This is a genomic window from Arenibacter lacus, assembly GCF_008711145.1.
GTDB classification, from domain to species: Bacteria; Bacteroidota; Bacteroidia; order Flavobacteriales; family Flavobacteriaceae; genus Arenibacter; species Arenibacter amylolyticus.
In genome coordinates this window covers 1-22,210 of the sequence record NZ_VVIN01000017.1, presented here as the reverse complement: position 1 = coordinate 22,210, position 22,210 = coordinate 1, and the positions used below count along the sequence as shown (strand labels likewise).

The 22,210-nt window shown below is 41.4% G+C and carries 15 protein-coding genes; 5 read left to right on the top strand and 10 right to left on the bottom strand.

Going from position 1 to position 22,210, the window contains the following annotated elements; all coding sequences use genetic code 11:
- Positions 1-126: 126 nt before the first annotated feature.
- Entirely contained in the window at positions 127-1,188 is a 1,062-nt protein-coding gene (locus tag F1E73_RS07375; RefSeq protein ID WP_150451544.1) for a Gfo/Idh/MocA family protein, read from the bottom strand.
- Between the two features lie 240 nt (positions 1,189-1,428).
- Here F1E73_RS07375 and F1E73_RS07370 point away from each other — a divergent pair, with 240 nt between their 5' ends.
- Positions 1,429-2,535, top strand: coding sequence for an acyltransferase family protein (locus F1E73_RS07370; RefSeq protein WP_086475609.1), 1,107 nt, complete (start codon positions 1,429-1,431; stop codon positions 2,533-2,535).
- 23 nt (positions 2,536-2,558) lie between these two features.
- Here F1E73_RS07370 and F1E73_RS07365 read toward each other — a convergent pair whose 3' ends face one another.
- Positions 2,559-4,187 (bottom strand): S41 family peptidase, encoded by a 1,629-nt coding sequence (locus F1E73_RS07365; protein WP_086475610.1) that lies wholly within the window; start codon positions 4,185-4,187, stop codon positions 2,559-2,561.
- 81 nt (positions 4,188-4,268) lie between these two features.
- Positions 4,269-4,655: a ribonuclease P protein component gene (gene rnpA, locus F1E73_RS07360; RefSeq protein ID WP_150451543.1), complete on the bottom strand. Its 387-nt coding sequence runs from the start codon at positions 4,653-4,655 to the stop codon at positions 4,269-4,271.
- 117 nt (positions 4,656-4,772) lie between these two features.
- Between rnpA and F1E73_RS07355 the strand changes: the two genes are divergently transcribed.
- On the top strand, positions 4,773-6,623 hold the full coding sequence (locus tag F1E73_RS07355) for a CBS domain-containing protein (protein WP_150451542.1): 1,851 nt from the start codon (positions 4,773-4,775) through the stop codon (positions 6,621-6,623).
- Positions 6,620-7,807, top strand: coding sequence for a M14 family metallopeptidase (locus tag F1E73_RS07350; RefSeq protein WP_150451541.1), 1,188 nt, complete (start codon positions 6,620-6,622; stop codon positions 7,805-7,807). Before F1E73_RS07355 ends, F1E73_RS07350 begins: the two co-directional genes overlap by 4 nt.
- A gap of 70 nt (positions 7,808-7,877) precedes the next feature.
- Here the strand turns inward: F1E73_RS07350 and F1E73_RS07345 are convergent, their stop codons facing one another.
- The 5 genes from F1E73_RS07345 to F1E73_RS07325 form a co-directional block, all read right to left on the bottom strand.
- Positions 7,878-9,746 carry a M1 family metallopeptidase gene (locus F1E73_RS07345; protein WP_140157697.1) on the bottom strand — a complete coding sequence of 623 codons (1,869 nt, stop codon included), beginning with the start codon at positions 9,744-9,746 and terminating at the stop codon, positions 7,878-7,880.
- Positions 9,747-9,751: 5 nt separating this feature from the next.
- Entirely contained in the window at positions 9,752-11,377 is a 1,626-nt protein-coding gene (locus F1E73_RS07340; protein ID WP_150451556.1) for a S8 family peptidase, read from the bottom strand.
- Positions 11,378-11,399: 22 nt separating this feature from the next.
- Entirely contained in the window at positions 11,400-12,287 is an 888-nt protein-coding gene (locus F1E73_RS07335) for an SMP-30/gluconolactonase/LRE family protein (RefSeq protein ID WP_150451540.1), read from the bottom strand.
- Position 12,288: 1 nt separating this feature from the next.
- Positions 12,289-13,149, bottom strand: a complete 861-nt coding sequence (locus F1E73_RS07330; protein ID WP_150451539.1) for an MBL fold metallo-hydrolase — start codon at positions 13,147-13,149, stop codon at positions 12,289-12,291.
- A 112-nt stretch (positions 13,150-13,261) separates the two neighbouring features.
- Positions 13,262-15,043 (bottom strand): monovalent cation:proton antiporter family protein, encoded by a 1,782-nt coding sequence (locus F1E73_RS07325; RefSeq protein ID WP_086475617.1) that lies wholly within the window; start codon positions 15,041-15,043, stop codon positions 13,262-13,264.
- Between the two features lie 219 nt (positions 15,044-15,262).
- Here F1E73_RS07325 and F1E73_RS07320 point away from each other — a divergent pair, with 219 nt between their 5' ends.
- Positions 15,263-17,128, top strand: a complete 1,866-nt coding sequence (locus tag F1E73_RS07320) for a cation:proton antiporter (RefSeq protein WP_150451538.1) — start codon at positions 15,263-15,265, stop codon at positions 17,126-17,128.
- Positions 17,129-17,223: 95 nt separating this feature from the next.
- On the opposite strand, the gene F1E73_RS07315 is transcribed toward F1E73_RS07320, so the two are convergent.
- Together F1E73_RS07315 and lepA are read right to left on the bottom strand one after the other, a co-directional pair.
- Positions 17,224-18,033 (bottom strand): glycoside hydrolase family 16 protein, encoded by an 810-nt coding sequence (locus F1E73_RS07315; RefSeq protein ID WP_086475618.1) that lies wholly within the window; start codon positions 18,031-18,033, stop codon positions 17,224-17,226.
- Between the two features lie 5 nt (positions 18,034-18,038).
- Positions 18,039-19,835 (bottom strand): translation elongation factor 4, encoded by a 1,797-nt coding sequence (lepA, locus tag F1E73_RS07310; protein WP_086475619.1) that lies wholly within the window; start codon positions 19,833-19,835, stop codon positions 18,039-18,041.
- A 309-nt stretch (positions 19,836-20,144) separates the two neighbouring features.
- Between lepA and F1E73_RS07305 the strand changes: the two genes are divergently transcribed.
- Positions 20,145-22,210 (top strand): outer membrane beta-barrel family protein (locus F1E73_RS07305; protein WP_150451537.1); only part of this gene is annotated, 2,066 nt, incomplete at its 3' end.

Below are 22,210 nucleotides of genomic sequence, written 5' to 3'. Positions count from 1 at the left end.
TAATAAATAGGCCCCATTACATTTCTGATATAATGAAGGTAATGGGGCTTTTTTATGTTTAATAATCAGCGGAATATAAACTTCCCTTCTCTAGGGAAAGCTCGCTAATTTATAGGATCCTTTATTCTATAGAAGTACGGTTTTCCCAGTGCGCACCGATTCGTCTGCTGCCAGCACAATTTTTAGGCTGTTTACCGCATCGTTCAAATGATCGGAAAGGTCTAGATCCTCCTTAATGGCTTTTAATAAATAGGCCTGCTCTAACAAACATAAGCCATCGTGATCTGGTTCATCTTCGGTGGGGATAAGTTGATCCTTTTTTGTGAACTTCCCGGCCTCGTCCAGTTCGCTATAATGCAATTTTAAACTATTGGTCTTGGTATGGCCATCTATGTCCTGGGATTCGCCTTTCTCCTGGTCCATAATAGATACTGCCCCTTTGGGACCAATTACATCTTTTATAAAAACGGCGGTTTCACTCATCATGGGGCCCCATCCGGCTTCGTACCAGCCAACAGAACCGTCTTGGAACCTAACCTGTAGTTGACCGTAATTGTACATCTCGGAATCTATTTCCTCTGTTAAACGGGCTCCTATGGCGCTTACGCTAATGGGTTGGGATTGGGTCATTAAACACATGATATCTACATAATGTACCCCACAATCTACTATGGGCGACATAGAGTTCATCAGTTGTTTATGGGTATACCAATGTGTACCGGAACTTTGCTGGTTTAGGTTCATCCTCATCACCAAGGGTTTTCCTAAATCTCGCGCTACTTCTACAAACTTGGTCCAGGAAGGATGTACTCGTAGTATATAACCCACCACCATTTTTTTATTTTTTTCCTTGGCTAAATCTACCAGTTCCTGTGCCTCTTCTACGGTTAGTGCCAGGGGTTTTTCTACAAACACATGGGCATTTGCCTCCAAACTCATTTTTGCATATTGCGCATGGGTATCTGGGTAGGTATTAATAGATACCACATCTGGTTTGGTTTCTTGTAACGCATTTCCAAAATCGGAAAAAGTAGGTAAGCCGCCCAATTCCTTGGATAATTTTTCCCTGCTTTCCGGACTTCTGCTCACCAATCCCACAATTTCAAATCCATCTAATTTATGATAGGCCCTAGCATGGGATATCCCCATATTACCACAGCCCACTACTAGTGTTTTTAAGGTTTTCATGTTTTAGTTTTAGTCTCTACATTATATAATATGCAAAGTAAGAAATGTTGGTCTAAATTGGAAAGTTTCATCCTTTGGGAATATAACTTTAAACTTGGCGTATTTTCTATTTTACATATTATCACTACATTGTGTTTCCTTTCCATAGTATAGTAACCGATATGGAAAGACTATAATCAACCAAACCATCACAATAAACTTTCCATGGAGGGTTTATAAAACCGACAAACCAAATCTACTATGAGCAAGACCCTACCCCCCCTTAGCCAACGCTTGTTTTCTTTGGATGTATTTCGTGGCCTTACCATGTTTTTATTGATTGCAGAAGCAGCCGGATTTCATGGAAGTTTTAATGAATTGGTATCCGATAATAAATTATTGGAACCCATAGCAAGGCAGCTTGAACATCACCCTTGGAACGGACTTCGTTTTTGGGATTTGATTCAGCCTTATTTCATGTTTATCGTTGGGGTAGCCATGCCTTTTAGCTTAAGAAAACGATTGGCAACACAGACTAAAGCAGCTGTAAACCGGCATATTATTAAACGATGCCTTTTATTGTTCGCCTTTGGGGTGTTGTTGCATTGTGTTTATAGTAAGGCCTTGGTTTGGGAGCTTTGGAACGTGTTGGTACAATTGGCATTCACCATTGCCATTGCCTATGCTATTATGTCCTTGTCCCACAGAACTCAGATTATTATTTGTGTGGGCATATTACTACTTACGGAAGTGTTGTACAGGCTATATAATCCACAAGATCCCTTTGTAAAAGGAAGCAATTTTGGATCTTTTGTAGATCTATTGGTCATGGGAAAACTAAGTGGTGGCGGTTGGGTTTTCATTAATTTTCTACCTACTGCCGTACATACCATAATGGGGGTTTTATGTGGGCAATTATTGTTATCTGGAAAAAGCAATAGGGAAAAGCTGAAACCCATCCTGTTATGGGGCGCAATTCTGTTGGTATTGGGTTATGGTATGGATGTAGCCGGAATAACCCCTATCGTAAAACGTATTGCCACCACTTCCTTTACCTTGGCTTCTGGCGGGTGGACATTGCTTACCCTAGCCCTGTGTTATTGGTGGATGGATATTAAGGGACATAACAATAAATGGCTCCTTATTTTTTCTGTGGTAGGTACCAATTCCATTTTTATCTACCTGTTTTCGGAAACTGTGGGATCCCAGTGGTTTAGAGGATTTGGTCTAATTTTCTCTGAAGGGATCTTGGCACCCTTGGGGGTTAATCACAGCATTATTATGGTGATCAACTCCCTCCTAGTCTTATTTATGTTTTGGTATATCACCTATTTTCTGGATAAAAAGAAGGTCTATTTTAAAATATAAGCTATTGTTTTAGAGGGGGATTTCTATTTTAGAATGCCCCTATACGTTGCTTCATCTTTTAGCAGTGCCGTTGCGGTTTGGATAGCTTCGTCATGGACTAGGTGGTATTGGTATAGGCCATCTCTATAAAAATATCTTTTTAAGATTTCGTCCTCCAAATTCTTTTGAATCTCTGTTCTATACTTGTCCAAGGCTGCAGTCTTATCTTTATTCATGGCCAGTAATAGGGATTTGTATTGTTCGGTTACTTGGGTTCCGTACAGGGCACTCCCCTCGCTCCCCATTACTTCCTTTAAAGCTTTTTCTGACTTGGTTTCAAAGCTAAAATTACTATTGGATACATAGGCCTTAAACTGTTGGTACTCATTGTCTCCAAAGTTGAAATTCGCACTGCTGTTTAGTTGATTTTTATAATAATAATCGGTGGCAAAATCAAAAATAAGTTGATCTTCCATCAAGGCTTGGGTATAGGCATTTGTTTTTGCGGTGGCGATTTCGATATCTGGCAGAATGCCCCCTCCATCTTGTACCTTTCTTCCATTTTTGGTGGTAAAATCTTGGAAGCGGGTATTCTTAAGAGCATTCCCATCCTCATCCCGATTATTGTAATCCAAGGATTGGATACACCTGCCCGAAGCGGTGTAGTATCTAGAGATAGTGACCTTTAATTGAGTGCCATAGCTTAGTTTTAATGGGCGTTGTACCAAGCCTTTTCCAAAACTTCTGGCCCCAATAATAACGGCCCTATCTAAATCTTGAAGACTTCCGGCTACTATTTCACTGGCAGAGGCACTCCTGCCGTTTACTAATACTACTAGGGGAATTTCCGTATCTACCGGTTGCTTGGGGGTTTTGTACTCCCTGTTAAACTTTTTTACCTTGGATTTGGTAGTCACCACCAATTCTCCCTTAGGTATAAACAGGTTGGTGATATTAATGGCTTCAGACAATAATCCTCCCGGATTATCCCTTAAATCCAACACAATCTTCTTGGCACCCTTCACTTTAAGATCCAACAAAGCTTCTTTAGTCTGTGCCGTGGCTTTTTTGTTGAACTTGGACAGCACAATGTACCCCGTATCATCATTAATCATTTTATAAAACGGTACGGCATCTACTTCTATGGCTTCTCGGTTAATGGTGGTGGTCCTAGTTTCTCCTTGCCTAAGATAGGTAACCGTTACACCGGTATTTTTGGCCCCTTTTAGGAGTTCGTCTGCACTGTCCTGAATTTCGGAAATGGAAAGGTCCCCAATCTTAATAATTTCGTCCCCTGCCTTGAGTCCGGCTTTATCCGCTGGATAATTTTGGTAGGGTTCTACAATGAGTATTTTGTCTTTAAAACTTCGGACCGATGCGCCAATGCCGGAATATTTTCCCTGATTGTTTATTTTAAAAGTTTCTACATCCTGTTCATTCAAAAATGTGGTGTAGGGATCTAGTTCTCCCAGCATGTTCTTAATGGCGGTATCCATCAGTTCTGCAGGGTTGGTCTCATCCACATAGTTCATATTTAGTTCCTTGAACAGGGTGGTGAAAATCTCTATCTGTTTGGCAATTTCAAAAAAATCGCTCTTAAAGCTACTTCCAGCAATTAAAAAAGCAATTGCAAGAACTGGAACTAACATTCGTTTTAGCAATATCCTTTTCATATCAAGATGTTTATTATTTTTTAACGGTCCTATGTAATAAGCAGTTTTCCCTTCGTATTTGCCATAAGTTTTCTGAGGTGCTTATTGTATCTCTTTTGGGGCATTTTTTGCATTGAAGGTCTTCATCAATCGGATCATAGTGTCCGATATTTTTGCCTGTGTGGGCATCTCTTTCCCAAGATATAAAAACATAAACGCAAACTGCTTTTCGTTGTTGTTAAAAAGTAGCTGTTTATTAAGTCGGTACCCCTCCCGCATCAATCTTTTTATTCGATTTCTCTTTATGGCACTCTTAAAATTTCTTTTGGAAGCCGTGACCCCTACCTTATAGCGTGGCTGGTCCTTAAACCGCGTCTCTAGGTAGATCAGTCTAATGGGGTAATGGGTAACGGACGATCCTTCAGCAAATAACTGATCTATGAGCTTTTTGCTTTTTAACTTTTCTTTTTTTGGGAATTTATAGGTCATGCTGCTGTAAAAGTAAAATAAAAAGCACAGATATGGGATATGACCAGCATCATAGTTCACAATCTCCCTAGCTATTACCTTAGGGTATCATTTTAACTAGCGAACCAAGTATGAGGTATGGGAAATTTACAAGTTGAAAAATTGAGGAACAACCCTCACAAGGCAAGATATATTAAGCAGTTATTAGGGGATATTAGGGCCTTAGAACATGTTTTGGAACACAAAATGTTTGAGCTTAGTCCTATAAGGATCGGTGCCGAACAGGAATTTTGTTTGGTAGATGCCTGCTGGCAGCCTTCCAATAAGGCGTCGGAAATACTTGAAGCAATTAGCGATTCCCATTTCACCCATGAATTAGCCCTTTATAACTTGGAGATTAATTTGGATCCCCTTCCCCTATCCGGAAAATGTTTTTCCCAAATGCACCATCAATTGAATCGCCTATTGGAAAAAGCCGATAAGGCGGCTGGGGAACAGGCGGTTAAAATTATCCTTTGTGGCATTTTGCCTACCATTTCCAAACGTCATTTAGATATGGACTATATGACCCCTATTACCCGTTATCAGATTTTGAACGAGGTGATTACGGAAATTAGAAACCACGATTTGGAATTTCATATAAAGGGGGTAGACGAGCTAAATATACGTCACGATTCTGTTTTGTTTGAAGGTTGTAACACCAGTTTTCAAACGCACTTGCAGATAGACCCCTACGACTTTGAAGATACCTACAACTGGTCCCAGGCCATTGCAGGGCCCATTTTATCTATTTGTACCAATTCTCCCATGCTGTTTGGAAAGGAATTATGGGAAGAGACCAGAATTGCCCTATTTACTCAGAGTGTGGATACGCGGGCCAGTAATTTCCTTTTAAATGAAAGTGAATCTAGGGTCCATTTTGGGAATAAATGGGCAAGAGGAAGTGTCGTAGATTATTTTAAGGAATCTATTTCCGGATTTAGAAGTCTTTTTTCTACAACAGAAGAGATAGATAGTTTAAAAGATTTGGAACAAGGAAGGATACCAAAACTAAAGGCATTGGCGCTTCATAATGGGACGGTGTACACCTGGAACCGCGTCTGTTATGGTGTTACCAATGGCAAACCCCATATTAGAATTGAAAATAGGTACCTGCCCGCTGGTCCCACTACCGAAGATGAGATTGCCAATATGATGCTTTGGGTGGGGGTAATGATGGGCAGACCCAAAAAGTATAATGCTCTCCATACCAAGATGGATTTTAAGGAGGTAAAGGGAAATTTTTTCCATGCTGCGAGATACGGGATGGCGGCACAATTTTATTGGGAGGGACAACTAATCCCCAGTCAACGGTTGCTGTTAGATCTTCTAATTCCTATGGCTTATAGGGGACTGTATAAATTAGGGGTGGCAGCAGAAGATGTGGAACATTATTTAAAAATTATTGAAAAGCGGATTGCCACCCATAATGGTGCTCGTTGGACGGTGCTTAGCTATAGACATCTGAGAAAGGAGTTTAAGATTCCCGATGTTTTGGTCCTATTGACAGCCAAGATGTATGAGGGGCAGCAAAAGGGATATTCCGTGGACGGATGGCAGTTGCCCAGAGGAGATGTTTCTATATTGGACACAGATAACAGGAAGGTCTACCATCGGATGAGTGTGCGAACCATTACCGCCCAGGATAGTGATAGTACAGCCTTGGTATTGAAAATGATGCAGTGGAAAAATATTCATCATGTTCCCATATTAAATGATGATTTGGATTTGGTTGGATTGTTAACATGGACCGATCTTAAGGCGTATTTAAAAGAGCCCGATAAGTTTGATGGCCGGGTATCGGAAAGGATGAAAACGGAACTACATACCATACGTCAAGACGAAAGCCTAGACAGGGCCAAGGAATTAATGGAAAGTAAAGCCATTAATTGCCTACCAGTGGTACATGGTAAGAAGCTGGTTGGGATCATTACAAGCAGGGATTTATGATGAAAAAACCAGAAGCCTTGGGGGATGGCCGACTCATAGGCCATTTAAAAGGAGGTGATAAGGGGCCTACTATGGTGTTCTTTGGCGGAATTCATGGGAACGAACCTTCTGGGGAAAAGGCCATAGAAGAAGTTTTCCAAAAATTGAAGAAAGAAATTATGCCCCTTAAGGGGTCTATTTATGGAATCCGTGGCAATGTGATGGCACTTAAGTTGGGTAAAAGATTTATAGATCATGATCTAAACCGATTATGGACTGAAAAAAGAATGGAAGAAATCTTCAACAAATCGGAAGATCAACTTCTTAGGGAAGAAAGGGAATTGCTAGCCATATCCCATGTTTTGAAGACCATTCTGGATACAGAACCGGGTCCATTTTATTTTATTGATTTTCATACCACCTCTAGTGAGACTCCTCCTTTTATCACTATAAACGATGCTTTGATTAACCGAAAATTTGCAAGGCTTTTTCCCGTGCCCATAGTGTTGGGGATAGAGGAGTATTTAGAAGGTCCCTTACTTAGTTATATCAACCAAAAAGGGTATCTCTCGGTAGGGTTTGAGTCTGGTCAACACCTAGCCAAAGAAGCCGTGGAGAAAAGCGTTGCTTTTATGTGGTTGGCCCTGGTATACGGCGGCGCTCTTTTAAAAGATTCCATTACCGATTTTGAGGAATACAAGACAAAACTTCAAGAATCGGGCGGTAATGATTCCAACTTTTATGAGATTTTCTATAAACACGGCCTTGAAAAAAGGGACCAATTTACCATGGAACCCGGATTCAGGAGTTTCGATCTAGTCAATAAAGGAAGTTTATTGGCCCAACACAATCATGAATCTATATTGGCAAAAAAACAGGCACGGGTATTTATGCCGCTGTATCAAAAGCAGGGAGAGGATGGTTTTTTTCTAATTAGAAAAATCCCTTCCCTGGCCTTGTGGTTATCTGCCGTATTGAGAAAAATAAAGATGAGTGCCCTGTTGCCCCTATTACCCGGACTATCCTGGGCAGATAAAAATAAGGGCATTTTATTGGTCAATAAAAAGGCTGCCCGATTTTTAGCAAAGCCATTTTTCCATCTGTTGGGATATCGGAATAGGGTACTCAATAAAAATGAAATTTTAATGATCAGTAGGGAGTCCACCGCTAAGAACAAGATGTACCAAGCTACCTGGTGGTACTAAAAAGAAAAATCCGTTTAACACAAGCTTTTGGGCCCATGTTAAACGGATTTATCCATTTGGTTAAACTGTTTTATTCTGAAGCCTGCCAAAAATTATTTTCCAAATCGACGTCTGCCATCAACTGGGAAGGATCTATAACAATGGCCTTAACGCTATCTAAAGGCTTGTTAAGCTCAAAACTATAGGTTGGGTATGCCCAGGCCCAGTTTGGTAATACGGTTCTTTCAAGGCCAGGATAAGGATTATCCTTCCCGCCGTACATCATCCTAAGCGGAGCATAATACGTTTCTTGGGTCCCGTCCTTGTAGATAACAAAAATATCTATAGGCATGGGCATGGAACCAATACGCTCTAAACTAATCTTTGTCTTATCCCCTTCTGCTACTACTTCTTTAATACCATAATCGATGGTTTTGGTAGTCTGGGTCCAGTCCGATAGGTACCAGTTTAATTCCATCTTGGACACTTTTTCTGCAGTCCTGATGAAATCGTTGGGTGTGGGGTGGGTAAACTTAAAATCCTCATAGTATTTCCTTAAGGTTTCCATCAGCTTATCCTGCCCTATTACATAGCCCAATTGGGAAAGGAAAATAGCGCCTTTGCTATAGGCAGCAACACTATATGCAAAATTGAGATCATAACGATCTGCGTGGGTGGTCTGTGGTTCTTCCATTCCAGATTCTATCAGCCTATAGTAGCTGTTATAAGATCCTTCAAAAGGATTTTCCTTGTTCTGATCCATAATCTGGTTCATACACAAACTGGAAATAAAGGAAGTAAAGCCTTCATCCATCCACTCGTGCTTGGTCTCATTAGTAGCCAATACGTGCTGAAACCATGCGTGGGCCAGCTCGTGGACCATTACGCCCACCAGGCTACCAAAGGATCTTTCCCCGGTAATAAGGGTACCCATGGCATATTCCATTCCGCCGTCTCCCCCTTGTATTACGGAGTATTGCTCATAGGGATATTCCCCAATGTTCCTGCTTAGGAACTCCATAGCTTCGGCTGTTTTAGACTGAAGGTTTTTCCAGTTCTCCAAAATGTCCTTGTTGTCCTTGTAAAGGAAATGCAAGGTAGGTCCGTCTTCCATCCGTAGCACATCGTGGATATAGTCCGGATCTGCCCCCCAGAAGAAGTCGTGCACCATAGGCGCTTTAAAATGCCAGGTAAGGGTTTTTCCCCTTTGCCTTTTCACTTTTGTTCCTGGAGCCTCGTATCCATGCCCTATTTCCTGGGCATTTTGTAGGTAGCCGGTAGCGCCAACGGTATACTTTTTATCCAGGGTAAGCTTTACATCATAATCGCCCCACACCCCATGAAATTCACGGGCTATGTACGGGGTTGCATGCCAGCCCTCAAAATCGTATTCTACCATTTTAGGATACCACTGCGTCATAGAAAGGGCTACCCCTTCCTTACTATTTCTACCACTACGTCTAATTTGTTGGGGTACCTGCCCCTCAAAGACCATATCAAAAGTAGTTTTACCGCCAGCTGGGATGGGTTGGTTTAGTTCTACCACCAAGATGGTTCCCTCTTCTGTGTATTTTACGGGTTGGCCATCCTGACTAAGTTGGCTAACACGTAAGTAACCAATTTCTTCCGGACTTAGGGTTGCAATTCTACTTACCCCTTCGTTCATCATTCTACGGTCTGGATCAGGGATAGTTTGTAAGCGAACATCCATTTCGCTACCAGGTTGAAAGGCATTGAAATAGAGGTGATAAAATACCCGTGTTAACTCGTCCGGGGAATTATTGGTATACACCAATTTTTGGGTTCCTGTATATTGATAATTTTTAACATCCATGGTTACGTCCATGGTATAATCTACATGTTGTTGCCAATAGGCATTGTTGCCTTGGGCCTCTAATGTAGATGTTAGCCCACAGAGCGCAACGAACAATCCAATTAAAAATCCTTTACTTTTTTTCATTTTTATTATAGTTTAATTTTTCCTTTAGAAACGGCCTCGGCCATAATTAGGGCATTATAGGCATTTACCATTTTTCCGGATTTGGAGATATCTTTAAAATGCTTTGGTTTATCTGCATCGCCTCCTACAATTACTTGTAAGTTGGAGGGAAGTCCAGACTGCATTATTATTTTCTTTACCTGTGCGGCCGATAAATCTGGGTAATAAGACATAATAAGCGCTGCTACACCGGCAACGGCAGGCGCTGCCATAGAAGTACCCCCTTGAAATTCATATTCGTTACCTGGCATGGTAGAATAAATAGCGCTTCCTGGGGCAAACACGTCTACATTTATAGCTCCATAGTTAGAGAAGGAAGCTATCATTTCCGAACCATACTTACTAGTCAATGCTCCTACCGTAATAACATTATCGGCAATTTCTGGCCCGTTGTTAATTTGGTCGTTGGGGAAATTGGGGTTGTTGGGATCGTCCAGGTCTTGGCTAGAATTTCCTGCGGCATGTACAAAAAGTACATCGTGCTCGGCAGCGTATTTAATGGCATCGTATACCCATTCTGCATTGGGAGAATAGGCTTTTCCGAAGCTACCATTAATAATTCTAGCACCGTTGTCTACTGCGTAACGGATGCCTAGGGCAATATCCTTATCGTATTCGTCTCCGTTTGGGACGGCACGGATACTCATAAGCTTTACGTTATTTGCAACACCGTTTGCACCAAGGCCATTATTTCTTTGAGCGGCAATTATCCCGGCAACATGGGTACCGTGACTCTCATCTTCTACGCGGTTTTGCGGATTACCGTCTCCGTAGTTGGTATCGTTAATGTCATAGGGATCGTCCCCTACAATTTCCCTTCCGTTAAAATCCACATTGTAGTGGTAATTAAGTTGTTCTGCGAAATAGGTAATTCCTCTGTTTAATTCCTCCAACACCTCGGAAATAGAATCTTTAATGCTCAGCATCTGGGTTAGGATCCCCACGTTGCCAATCATGTTCTCATTTTCCGTATCTATGGCAGCCAGGTCTTCCTTGGTATAGGAATCTTTACCCAAGAAGGTTTTTACTTCAGTATCGGCATTTTTTACCGCCTGGTAAAGCTGCTCATAACGCTGTTTGTTGCTCAGGGCCTTTTCTGTATCTTTCTCCAATTCTTTCTTGGCTCTTTGCTGTAGTTCTTCATCCCCTAAACCTAGGGCAACAATCCTCGTCTTTTCTAGCTGTTCGTTATAGGAATCGCCCAAAAAGTTATAGCCATGGATATCGTCTACGTATCCGTTATTGTCATCGTCTATATTATTTCCGGGAATCTCCTTTTCGTTTACCCAAAGTACATTTTTAAGGTCTTCATGGGCAAGGTCCATACCAGCATCCAACACGGCAACTACTACAGTTTTACCTTTTCTATTTTTAATAATTTCGGAATAGGCCTTATCCACGCTCATTCCCGGGATGGTATCGGTAAGCAGGTCTAAGTGGCCCCAGTTTTTTTTCTCAGCCTCGGTAAGTTCCGAGGTTTTTAAGGGAAGGGTGTCTATATTCTCAATTGGGGTAGAAACCAGGGCGGTTCCACCACAACTAAAAAGAAGTGCAGAGGCCATGATGGCCAGCAAGGATTTGTTTACGTTCATCATTGTTTGTAGTTAAATTAAATTATAAAATTTTGTTGAAAGATCTGCCCGGATAATCCGCACGAAAGGTTTCTATACTGCCACGATCTGCCATGGTAACAAAACAGGTTTTACCATCTTTGCCACCAAAAGCGAGGTTAGAGGGTTTTTTCCCTTTCAGTTGGACTTCCGATATTATTTTTCCGTTTTTGTTTACCACTACCACGGTACCTTTCCCATAACGGGTAATGTATAAATTTCCCTTATTATCGCATCGCATCCCGTCTAGGCCCTCGTCTTCAAAAGAGATCAATTCCTTCTTTTTGTGTACGCTGCCATCGGCATTAATGCGGTATTCCCAGACCTTGCGCTGTACGGATTCGTTCACATACAGCTTGCGGCCATCGGGACTCACTTCTATTCCATTGGTGGTCCCCATATTATCTTCCAAAAGCTTCAATTTCCCGTTAGGGGCTACCATCCAAATTCTCCCACTGCCTTCTGCCCAATTGGGATCGCTTAAATACAGGGTGTTATTAGGGGCAATGGCCAGGTCATTAGGCTGATTAAAGGTGGAGTCTTGTACCCATACCTCTGGTAGGTTGCTTCCTTTTTTAACCCTATAGACCTTATGGCCCATATAATCTGCAATAAACATATCTCCTTGGGCATTAAAACGTATGCCGTTTCCAATGCTTCCTTTGGGCAACCTAAGGTAAATTTTTCCTTTTCCCTGCGGGTCTACCACCCCAATGGTTCCTTCTTCCTCATAATTAACGGCAAACAAGGCTCCCTGTGCGTTTACGGCCGGACCTTCTATTCCCTTGGTAAATACGTATTCTTCCGTAAAGTCGGTGCTATATTTTTTTGCTGGACTACAGCCTACAATTATTAAAAAACAGGTGAAGGCAAGGAGGTTGGCTTGATTCATATTATTTAAAAAGCTGGTCAAAGGTATGTATTTCGTTTAAGCGCACTCCTCTCTCCGTGGTCTTTAAGGTGCAAATTTGATTATGGGCGTCGTGTTCCATAAACAAGTAATGGTCATTTTTTACCGCGGTTTCCAAAAAATGAGCTTTTTCGGAAAGGGTTACTAAAGGGCGGGTATCGTATCCCATCACATAGGGAAGGGGAATGTGACCTACCGTAGGGATGAGGTCTGCAACAAAGACCAAGGTCTTGCCTTGGTAGGTGATATGGGGTAACATTTGTTTCTCCGTATGACCGTCTACAAATAAGATTCCAAAATCTAGTTCCGATTTTTCAACAAAATCGGTCCCATTCCTACTTATAAACCGCAACTGCCCACTTTCTTGCATGGGCAAAAGGTTTTCTGTTAAAAACGAAGCCTTTTCCCTAGCATTGGGTTTAGTTGCCCATTCCCAGTGGGCTTCATTGGTCCAGAAATGTGCATTCTTAAAGGCGGGTTCGTAGCCTGTTCTGTCCTTATTCCATTGAATACTCCCCCCACAATGGTCAAAATGCAGGTGGGTTAAGAATACATCGGTAATATCGTCCCGATGAAAGCCATGCTTTTTAAGGGAACGGTCCAAGGAATGGTCGCCCCATTGATAATAGTAACTGAAAAATTTTTCGGATTGTTTATTGCCCATTCCGTTATCGATTAGAATTAATCGATCGCCATTTTCGATCAAGAGGCATCGGGCAGCAAGATCGATCATATTATTGGCGTCGGCGGGATTGGTCCTGTTCCAAATCGATTTGGGCACAACACCGAACATGGCCCCACCATCCAACTTAAAATTTCCTGTTTCTATGGGGTATAGTCTCATCGAAAAAGATTAGTACGTGCAAAATAACAAAAGGAGTAGGTATAATGTTATAAACCCTATTTTATTAGTGGTTATTTAACATTTCAATTTATAGAATTAGCGGTAACTCCTACTATTCCAAATAAATAATCTTCTCATTCACACTAATATTTTCCTTAAAATGGAAGGGACGTTTATGACCCTGTTCGTCCATAATAAGAATAGGAAGGATGTCCTTATTTTTACCGTATTTTTTTACCCATTCCCTAGTAGTGCTATCTTCCTCTGCCTTTACTATTTGCTCCTTAAATTCATTGGCAGAAATTTTATAGGCCCAAGGGGTCAAATCTGTTTTACTTGCAAACAGGGAAGAGGCATCCATAGGGTCCAGTAAATTTAAGCCTGCAGCGTTTTCATCTGGAGAGATCAAAACCACCTTATTGGGGATATAGAAGGAATTATGAGCCAACTGGGTGGCAAGCATATTGATTTCGCTATTTCCCGTGAGCGCAATAAAGGTGTTTTTATCCTGGGCATTGGCCAGTTCAAAAGTGTCTTCTTTTAAGGCATTGCCGTAAATGGCATTCATCCCCATTTCCTTGGCCTCATTTACGAGGTCTTTATTAGAGTCTATCAAGACCACTTCCTGGTGTTCCTTCAGTTGGGATGCCATATAGCGCCCTAAGGGGTTTGCACCCAGAATAAGGTACCCCTTTCTTGAATCTTGCTTTACCAACTCCCCTCTTTTTCGCAACCAATTGGTAGTCCAGGTAAGGAATAAAGGGACGGTAAGCGTGGTGGAAATAGCCATAAATACCAAGATGGAAAATATTTCGGTAGTGATGATTCCCATTTGCAATCCAATGCCCGCTATAATAATTTCTACAGCCCCTCTTCCATTCATCCCAGTACCTATGGTAATACCTTCGCGCCATCCATGGCCACTAGGAAGATAGAATAAAGCAGTACCTACAATTTTTCCGACTACGGCACCTACAATGATTAAAATTAAAAGGGCAAGATCTGTTTGGAAGACTTCCAAGCTAACATGGAATCCGGCGGTGACAAAGAAAATAGGAGCTAGAAAACCTATAGACATGTCGTGAAATACCCCGGTAACTTCTTTAAAAACCTGACGGGGAAATACCCCATCCCTAATGAAGAGTCCGGCCATAAATGCTCCTAAAATCCCGTGGAGTCCGGCAATTTCTGCCAATTCTGAAAACAACAGGACAATAAGCACCATTATGGTAAAATGAAAGGTGCGGCTTATCGTCTTAAATTTGGACAATGCCTTGCCGATAAGCGGAAACATATAAATACCGATAATGACCGCGGCTGCAAAGAAGAGGATAGCCTTTCCGGCCACCCAGCTCAATCCGGCTGCATCTACACTACCCACGTCTACAAAACCGATGATTCCGGCAAATATTACCAATGCCAAAGTATCCGATATTAGGGCTCCGGCCATAAGAACATAGGCAATACGGGTGTCTAGTAATTTTAAATCTACTAAAATTCTACTTTTGGTAGCTAGGGAGGTTACCCCTACTGCAATACCCACAAATAGGGCGGCAATTTGGGTGCCATCAAAAATAATGATGGTATAGTATCCCAATACAAAGGGAACCACAAAGCCCCCTATAGCTGCAAGTAGGCCTGCCCATGAGGCTTTTCCTAAATCTTTAAAATTGATTTCCATTCCTATATAGGCCATGAGAAAGATGATACCCACTTCGGCCAAGGTGTCTAGAGCTGCAGAGGTTTCCAATAGGCCCAATAGCGCCGGACCAAGTACTATACCGATTAGAAGTTCGCCAAGAATGGGAGGAAACCCTACTCGTTTAGCTACCATACCGCCTGCCCAGGCAGCAAGTAAAACAAGTAGAAGATTTAATATTTGCAGTTCTGCCATAGGATACTAGATTTGAAAAGTAGGTCGGAAAAATACTTAAATATTGCTAATTGGCAAAGAAACCCTATAATATGTTAGGATTGTCCAACGGAATCCATTTACCCATATTGGCTTTGCAAATGGATCTTTATCAATAAGGGGATGCTAGTGAAGATAAGGTTTTTTCTGTTTTATTTTATATTTCTATGTAAGAAAACTTATCTTGTCCTAAAATATTATATGGTAGAACTTGCAGGAATAGTTGTTCTTGGTATACTGGCACAATGGGTGGCATGGCGATTTAAATTACCGGCCATATTGCCTCTCATTCTTATTGGTTTATTGGTAGGGCCCATTGCCACCTTGTTTACGGTGGATGGCACCAAATTAATTAGACCTATCTGGAATGAAAAGCAGGGCTTGTTTTTAGGGGAAAGCCTCTATCACTTTGTTTCCCTGGCCATTGGAGTGATACTTTTTGAAGGCGGACTTACCCTTAAGCGATCCGAAATATCCAGAGTAGGACCGGTGATTACCAAGCTGATTACGGTTGGCAGCATCGTCACCTTTTTTTTGGCGGGTGCGGCAGCACACTTTGTGTTTAACCTTTCCTGGCAAATTTCATTTTTATTTTCTGCACTGATCATTGTTACGGGACCTACGGTTATTAGTCCCATTCTAAGAAATATTCCCTTAAAAAAAGATTTATCGGCCATCCTTAAATGGGAAGGTATCCTTATAGACCCTATAGGAGCCTTGGTAGCGGTCCTAGTGTTTGAGTTTATACGTATTGGGGAAGGACAGGGATATACTACTACAGGGTTGTTAGAGTTTGTTAAAGTGTTGCTGATGGGATTCACCTTCGGATTTACCTTTGCTCATGCCCTAACCCAAGTGATTAAGCGAAATTATGTACCGCATTATTTGTTGAATGTGGTGTCTTTATCCGTAGTACTTTCGGTTTTTGTGTTGGCAGAACTATTTGCGCATGAATCCGGACTGCTTGCCGTGGTGATTATGGGGATGGTGATGGGAAACACCCACCTGCCCAATATAAAGGAGTTGCTCTATTTTAAAGAATCGTTAAGCATTCTATTGATTTCCATGCTGTTCATTTTACTCTCGGCCAGTATGAATATATCGGAGTTGCAATTGCTGTACACTCCCAAAACCCTGATACTTTTTGCCTTGGTAGTTTTTGCGATAAGACCCATTGGGGTTTTCTTGAGTAGCATGGGCTCCAATCTTAATTTTAGGGAAAAACTATTTATAAGTTGGGTGGGTCCCAGAGGGATTGTGGCGGCAGGTATCGCCTCCCTGTTTGGTTCCAAATTGGTATTAAGCGGAGAACCAGGTGCAGAATATATAACCCCATTGGTTTTTATGATTGTATTGGGTACGGTGCTGTTAAATGCATCTACGGCCCGACTCATAGCTAAATTACTGGGGGTATTTCTGGAAAAATCCGAAGGAATACTACTTGTAGGCGCCTCTTCCGTGGCTAGGTTGATTGGGAGCTATCTTAAAAAGAACAATAGGCATGTGGTATTGATAGATAATAACCAGACCAATATAGAACAGGCCAAAAAACTGGGCTTGGAAGCTATTGTTACCGATATATATTCCGATGCGCTTACCGATGATATAGAGTTGAGCGATATGGGCTACCTCATGGCTATAACCGGAAACTCGGACATTAACAAGTACGCGGTAGCTACCTTTAAAAAACAATTTGGGGAGAAGGGTGCTTTTAGGCTAATAGACTCCGAGGAGATGAACGACCCAGAGAACAATCCTAAGGAAGGCTTGTTTTCCCATACGGATGACTATATCAAGCTAACCGAAACCGCAAGGAGGTATCCCTCTATCAATGAAATTGAGTTAAAGGATAAGGAACACTACCAGGCCTTAATAGAAATTACGAAGGCAGATAAAGATATTGTACCTTTATTCTTTAAGGATGTGGATGGCGACCTAAAAATAATCTCCTCCTTTAGTACCGAACTAGAGGATATAGCCGAGGGAAGTAAGTTGGTATACTTGGGAAAAAAGATGGAGGCCGATGTAGGCGCCAATGGGGAAGAAGCAACGTCCCTTAAAGAGTAAGTTCCCAATGTATTATGGATGGCCTACGATTACGTACTAAATGTATTTTATAGTGGAGTTTCCAAGTAGTTGTACCCGTTTAGGAAATCATCTACTTATTGGTAGACTTTCACCCAATCTATAATCATTTGTACAGGGAGGTCCTCAGGAGCTACTTCTCCCACCCAGTTTCCGCCCAGCTGCATGTCCAACATAAAATAGAATGGCTGATCAAATGGCCATTGGCTGGGATCTACATCCGCTAATTTAGGATAGGTAAAAGTCTCTTTTCCGTTTAGGGTGAAGACCAATTTATCTGGGAACCATTCCAATCCATATACATTGTATTTTTCTGGATCAACAGCCACCGTGGTTGAATGTGGCGGAATGGAATTTTGTTTAAGTTCTAAGGTGTAGTAGGAGTGTATGGTCTGATAGATTTTATGCTCAAAGCTTAAACGCTCCATGATATCTATTTCCCCATTTCTTGGATAGGCCCCATATTTGGGTTGGTCTGCCAACATCCATAGGGCGGGCCATGCCCCTTGGGCGCTTTCCAATTTGGCTTTTATTTCTATTTTCCCGTATTGGAATGCAAATTTCCCTTTGGTAGATACGCCTCCGGTTAAATAAGGTACGGTATCTAGTGACCTATCGGGATTTACAATTCCCCGTAAATAGAGTTTTCCGTCTTTTATATGGATGCAATCTTCGTGTGGAGACATATAATTGCCCCAGTCTGCAGTATTTCTTTCTATAACGTTCCACTTCGCTGGATCCAAGAAATTTTCTTGGTCAAAATGTTCTTCCCAGATTAGTTTCCAGTCGTCTTCTTGAGAGGTGGTATGTTTAATGCCGCCACAACCCAGTATACATAATAGACCTACTAACAATAAGCTATAATGTTTCCAGGTGGTGGCAGTCATATCCCTTAGTCGTTCAATTTAAGTACAGCCATGAATGCTTCTTGTGGAATTTCTACGTTTCCTACCTGTCTCATTCGCTTTTTACCTTTCTTCTGTTTTTCCAACAGTTTTCTTTTCCTGGAAATATCCCCTCCATAACATTTGGCGGTTACATCCTTCCTAAGGGCTTTAATGGTTTCCCTAGAAATAATTTTGGCTCCGATCGCTGCCTGTATAGGAATATCAAACTGCTGTCTTGGAATCAATTTTCTAAGTTTTTCACACATTTTCTTACCAATGGTAGCGGCACTGTCAGCGTGGATCAATGCAGATAAAGCATCTACGGGCTGTCCGTTCAATAAGATATCTACACGCACTAATTTAGATGCCCTCATTCCCACCGGAGCATAATCAAAAGAGGCATATCCCTTTGAAACAGTCTTAAGCCTATCGTAAAAATCGAACACGATTTCTGCCAAAGGCATATCAAAATTAAGTTCTACCCGATCCGTAGTTAGATAGGTCTGATTGGTGATCTGTCCTCTTTTATCAATACAAAGGGACATTACGTTGCCCACATAATCTGCCTTGGTAATAATGGTGGCCTTAATATAAGGTTCCTCTACACGGTCTAGAGTGGAAGGGTCTGGAAGGTCCGAGGGGTTATTAACTATAATAGCTTCTTCTGGGTCCTTGCGGGTATAGGCATGATAACTAACGTTGGGAACGGTAGTAATCACCGTCATATCAAATTCCCTTTCCAATCTTTCCTGAATAATCTCCATATGGAGCATCCCTAGGAATCCACACCTAAATCCAAAACCAAGGGCCGCACTGCTTTCTGGTATAAATACCAAAGAAGCATCGTTTAGCTGAAGTTTCTCCATAGAAGCACGGAGTTCTTCATAATCCTCGGTATCTACGGGATAGATTCCGGCAAACACCATGGGTTTTACATCTTCAAATCCTTCAATGGGATTTTTAGTGGGACTGGCAGCATCGGTAATGGTATCTCCTACCTTTACTTCCCTAGCTTCCTTTATTCCGGTGATGAGGTATCCCACATCACCTGCTTTAATACTTTGTTTGGGATGTTGCGTCAATTTTAAGGTACCTACCTCATCAGCATAGTAATCCTTATTGGTAGCAACAAACTTTATCTTTTGACCTTTTTTAATTTCGCCATTAATTACCCTAAAGTAGGTTTCAACCCCTCTAAACGGGTTATAAACAGAATCGAATACCAATGCCTGTAGGGATTCGTCCACATTTCCTTTTGGTGCGGGGATTCGCTCAATAATGGCAGTTAAGATATCTTCTATCCCCAACCCGGACTTGGCCGATGCTGGGATCACTTCTTCGGGTTTACATCCTAGGAGTTCTACAATGTCGTCTGTTACTTCTTCCGGATTGGCACTGGGTAAATCTACCTTGTTTAATACAGGAATAATCTCCAAATCGTTCTCTAATGCCAAGTATAGGTTAGAGATGGTTTGGGCCTGTATGCTCTGTGCAGCATCCACAACCAATAAGGCTCCTTCACAAGCGGCTATGGAACGGGATACTTCATACGAAAAATCTACGTGCCCAGGAGTATCAATAAGGTTTAGGGTATATTTTTCGCCCTTGTATTCGTAATCCATTTGTATGGCATGGCTCTTAATGGTAATACCACGTTCCCGCTCAAGGTCCATACTATCCAATAATTGGTTCTGTTTTTCACGCTCGGTAACCGATCCCGTAAAATCCAACAACCTATCCGCTAGGGTACTTTTTCCGTGATCAATATGTGCAATAATGCAAAAGTTCCTAATGTTCTTCATCTATGCCTAATTTTCATTTGCTGAATTTGTCTCAGCATTTCCTAGTTCCATTTCCTTAGGTCTGCTGCTAAGATGCTGCCCTTGACTGGAACTCATGGCAAAGATAGACTTTATCAACGATTTTTAAATTAAAATGTTACTCTCTCACTTGGTAGATTCCAATATTATTGCGTATTAAATCCATATTTTTGCCCACTTGTGGTTTGCATGAGGCAGGAAGTTGATTTTTACTACAAAAAACTGCGCAGTGTCTTGCGAGCTATAAATAAAAAGCTAACTTTAATGTTTTTATAACATATCAAGTTTCTTGTGAAGACCCCTAGACTTCTTTTTTTCCCTCTGTTATTGTTAAGTACCTATCTCTACTCACAGGATTTTAAAATTTCTGGGACGGTAACCCACATGGAGGATTCAGAAATTTCATTTGCCAATATACTGCTCTATACCGCTGTGGATACTGCTTTTGTAAAGGGCTCGGTATCGGATGAATATGGCGCGTTTATTTTGGAACAGATCCCTGCGGCTTCCTATTTATTGCAAGCCAGTTATATGGGGAATAAATCGGAGTTTTTAGCCGTAGATCTTCAATCCGATTTGGAGGTAGGGAAGCTTTTGGTAGACAGTAAGGCCCAAGCCTTGGATGCCGTTGAGGTGATCTTTAAAAAGCCTACCATGGTACAGAAGGTAGACCGACTAGTATTTAACATAGCAAATACGGCACTTTCAGAATCTAGCCTCTGGGACGCATTAAATAGTACGCCCACGGTATTCATTATGAATAATGCCATCACCGTAAAAGGGGAAAAGGGGGTACAGATTCTCATAAATGATAAGAAGGTAAACCTTCCAGCAGAGGATATCCTAAATTTATTAAATGGAACTTCGGCCAATGGGGTGAAGTCTATAGAAGTAATTACTTCTCCTCCTGCCAAGTACGATGCCGAAGGAGGTACCCTGATCAACATAGTGATGAGTAAAAACTTATTGGCAGGTTATAACGGTGCAGTTTTTAATAGATATACCCAAGGAACTTTTCCACAGCATGTGCTGGGCTCCAATCATTATTTTAAAGGGGGGAAATGGGAAACCTATGTTAATTATAGCTTTAGTAGAAGAAAACGATTGGCCAATTATACGGATATCACGCATTTTATGGAAAATGGGAACATTACCGAATCATGGACCTCCAATCTAGAAAGTATAGACCATACCAAAAGACACAATGCCAGTATTTTTTTGGATTATAATATCGATGCCAACAATACCCTCAGTTTTTCATCTATTTCTGCCCTAACGCCCCAAAATAGGGGAAGGAAAAATTCGGAAACTATCATCCAAGAAACCGATGATCCCAATACTACGGGGTTTATCACTATCAACGATTCGGAATTTACTTCTGTAAATACGGCCTTCTATTTGGATTATGAGAGCAAACTGAACGATAAAGGGGCAGAGCTTTCCCTTAACGCCCACTATACGTTCTATGATTACGATAAAGATCAGGAATTAGATAACGATTTTTACGATGAATCTAGATCTATCGTCTATGAGAACGATTTTTCTACCACCAATCAGCAACGGACCAATTTGTTTAGCTTTCAGGCAGATTACAGCACCCCACTAGGGGAAAAGTCATACTTTGAGTCGGGATTTAAGTACGCCCTTACCAGTTCTAAGAGTCATATAGCCCAAGAGGGATTTGACCGTAACCAGCCAGGAATAGATCCTACGGAGGATGGTACCTTTATTTACGATGAGAATATATACGCCGCCTATGCCAGTATAGATACCCAATGGGAGAACTGGTCCTTTAAATCGGGGTTACGGGCAGAATACACTAGTACCTTGGGCGATTATAGCCTGGATAATCAGGAGATTGGAAATGATTATCTAGAATTGTTTCCCACCGTGTACGTGCAATATACCCCAGGGGAAAAGCATCGATTTGGTATCAACTTTAAAAGAAGCCTCATTAGGCCCTATTTTAATGATATTAACCCTTTTCAGGTTTTTCAGAGTAATAATTCCGTGGTGGAGGGCAATGTAAACTTGCAGCCTTCCTTTAAAAACTCCGCTATTTTTAGCTATACCTATAACAAGGATTACACCTTTGAACTATTTTATCGATATCACAAAAATTCCATTAGCCTATTTACGTTTCAAGATAATGAGAGCAAACTATTACGCTTTATTACAGATAATATAGATCGGGAACTGGCCTACGGGCTCGACTTTATCTACCGGAAGGAAATTCTTAGATCCTGGGACACCTATTTTCTGTCTTCTTATTTCTATGCCTCCGAACGTTTTATGGATAGGGATGCCACTACAAGCATAGACAATAATATGTGGACCTTGTTAGTGCAGTTTAAAAA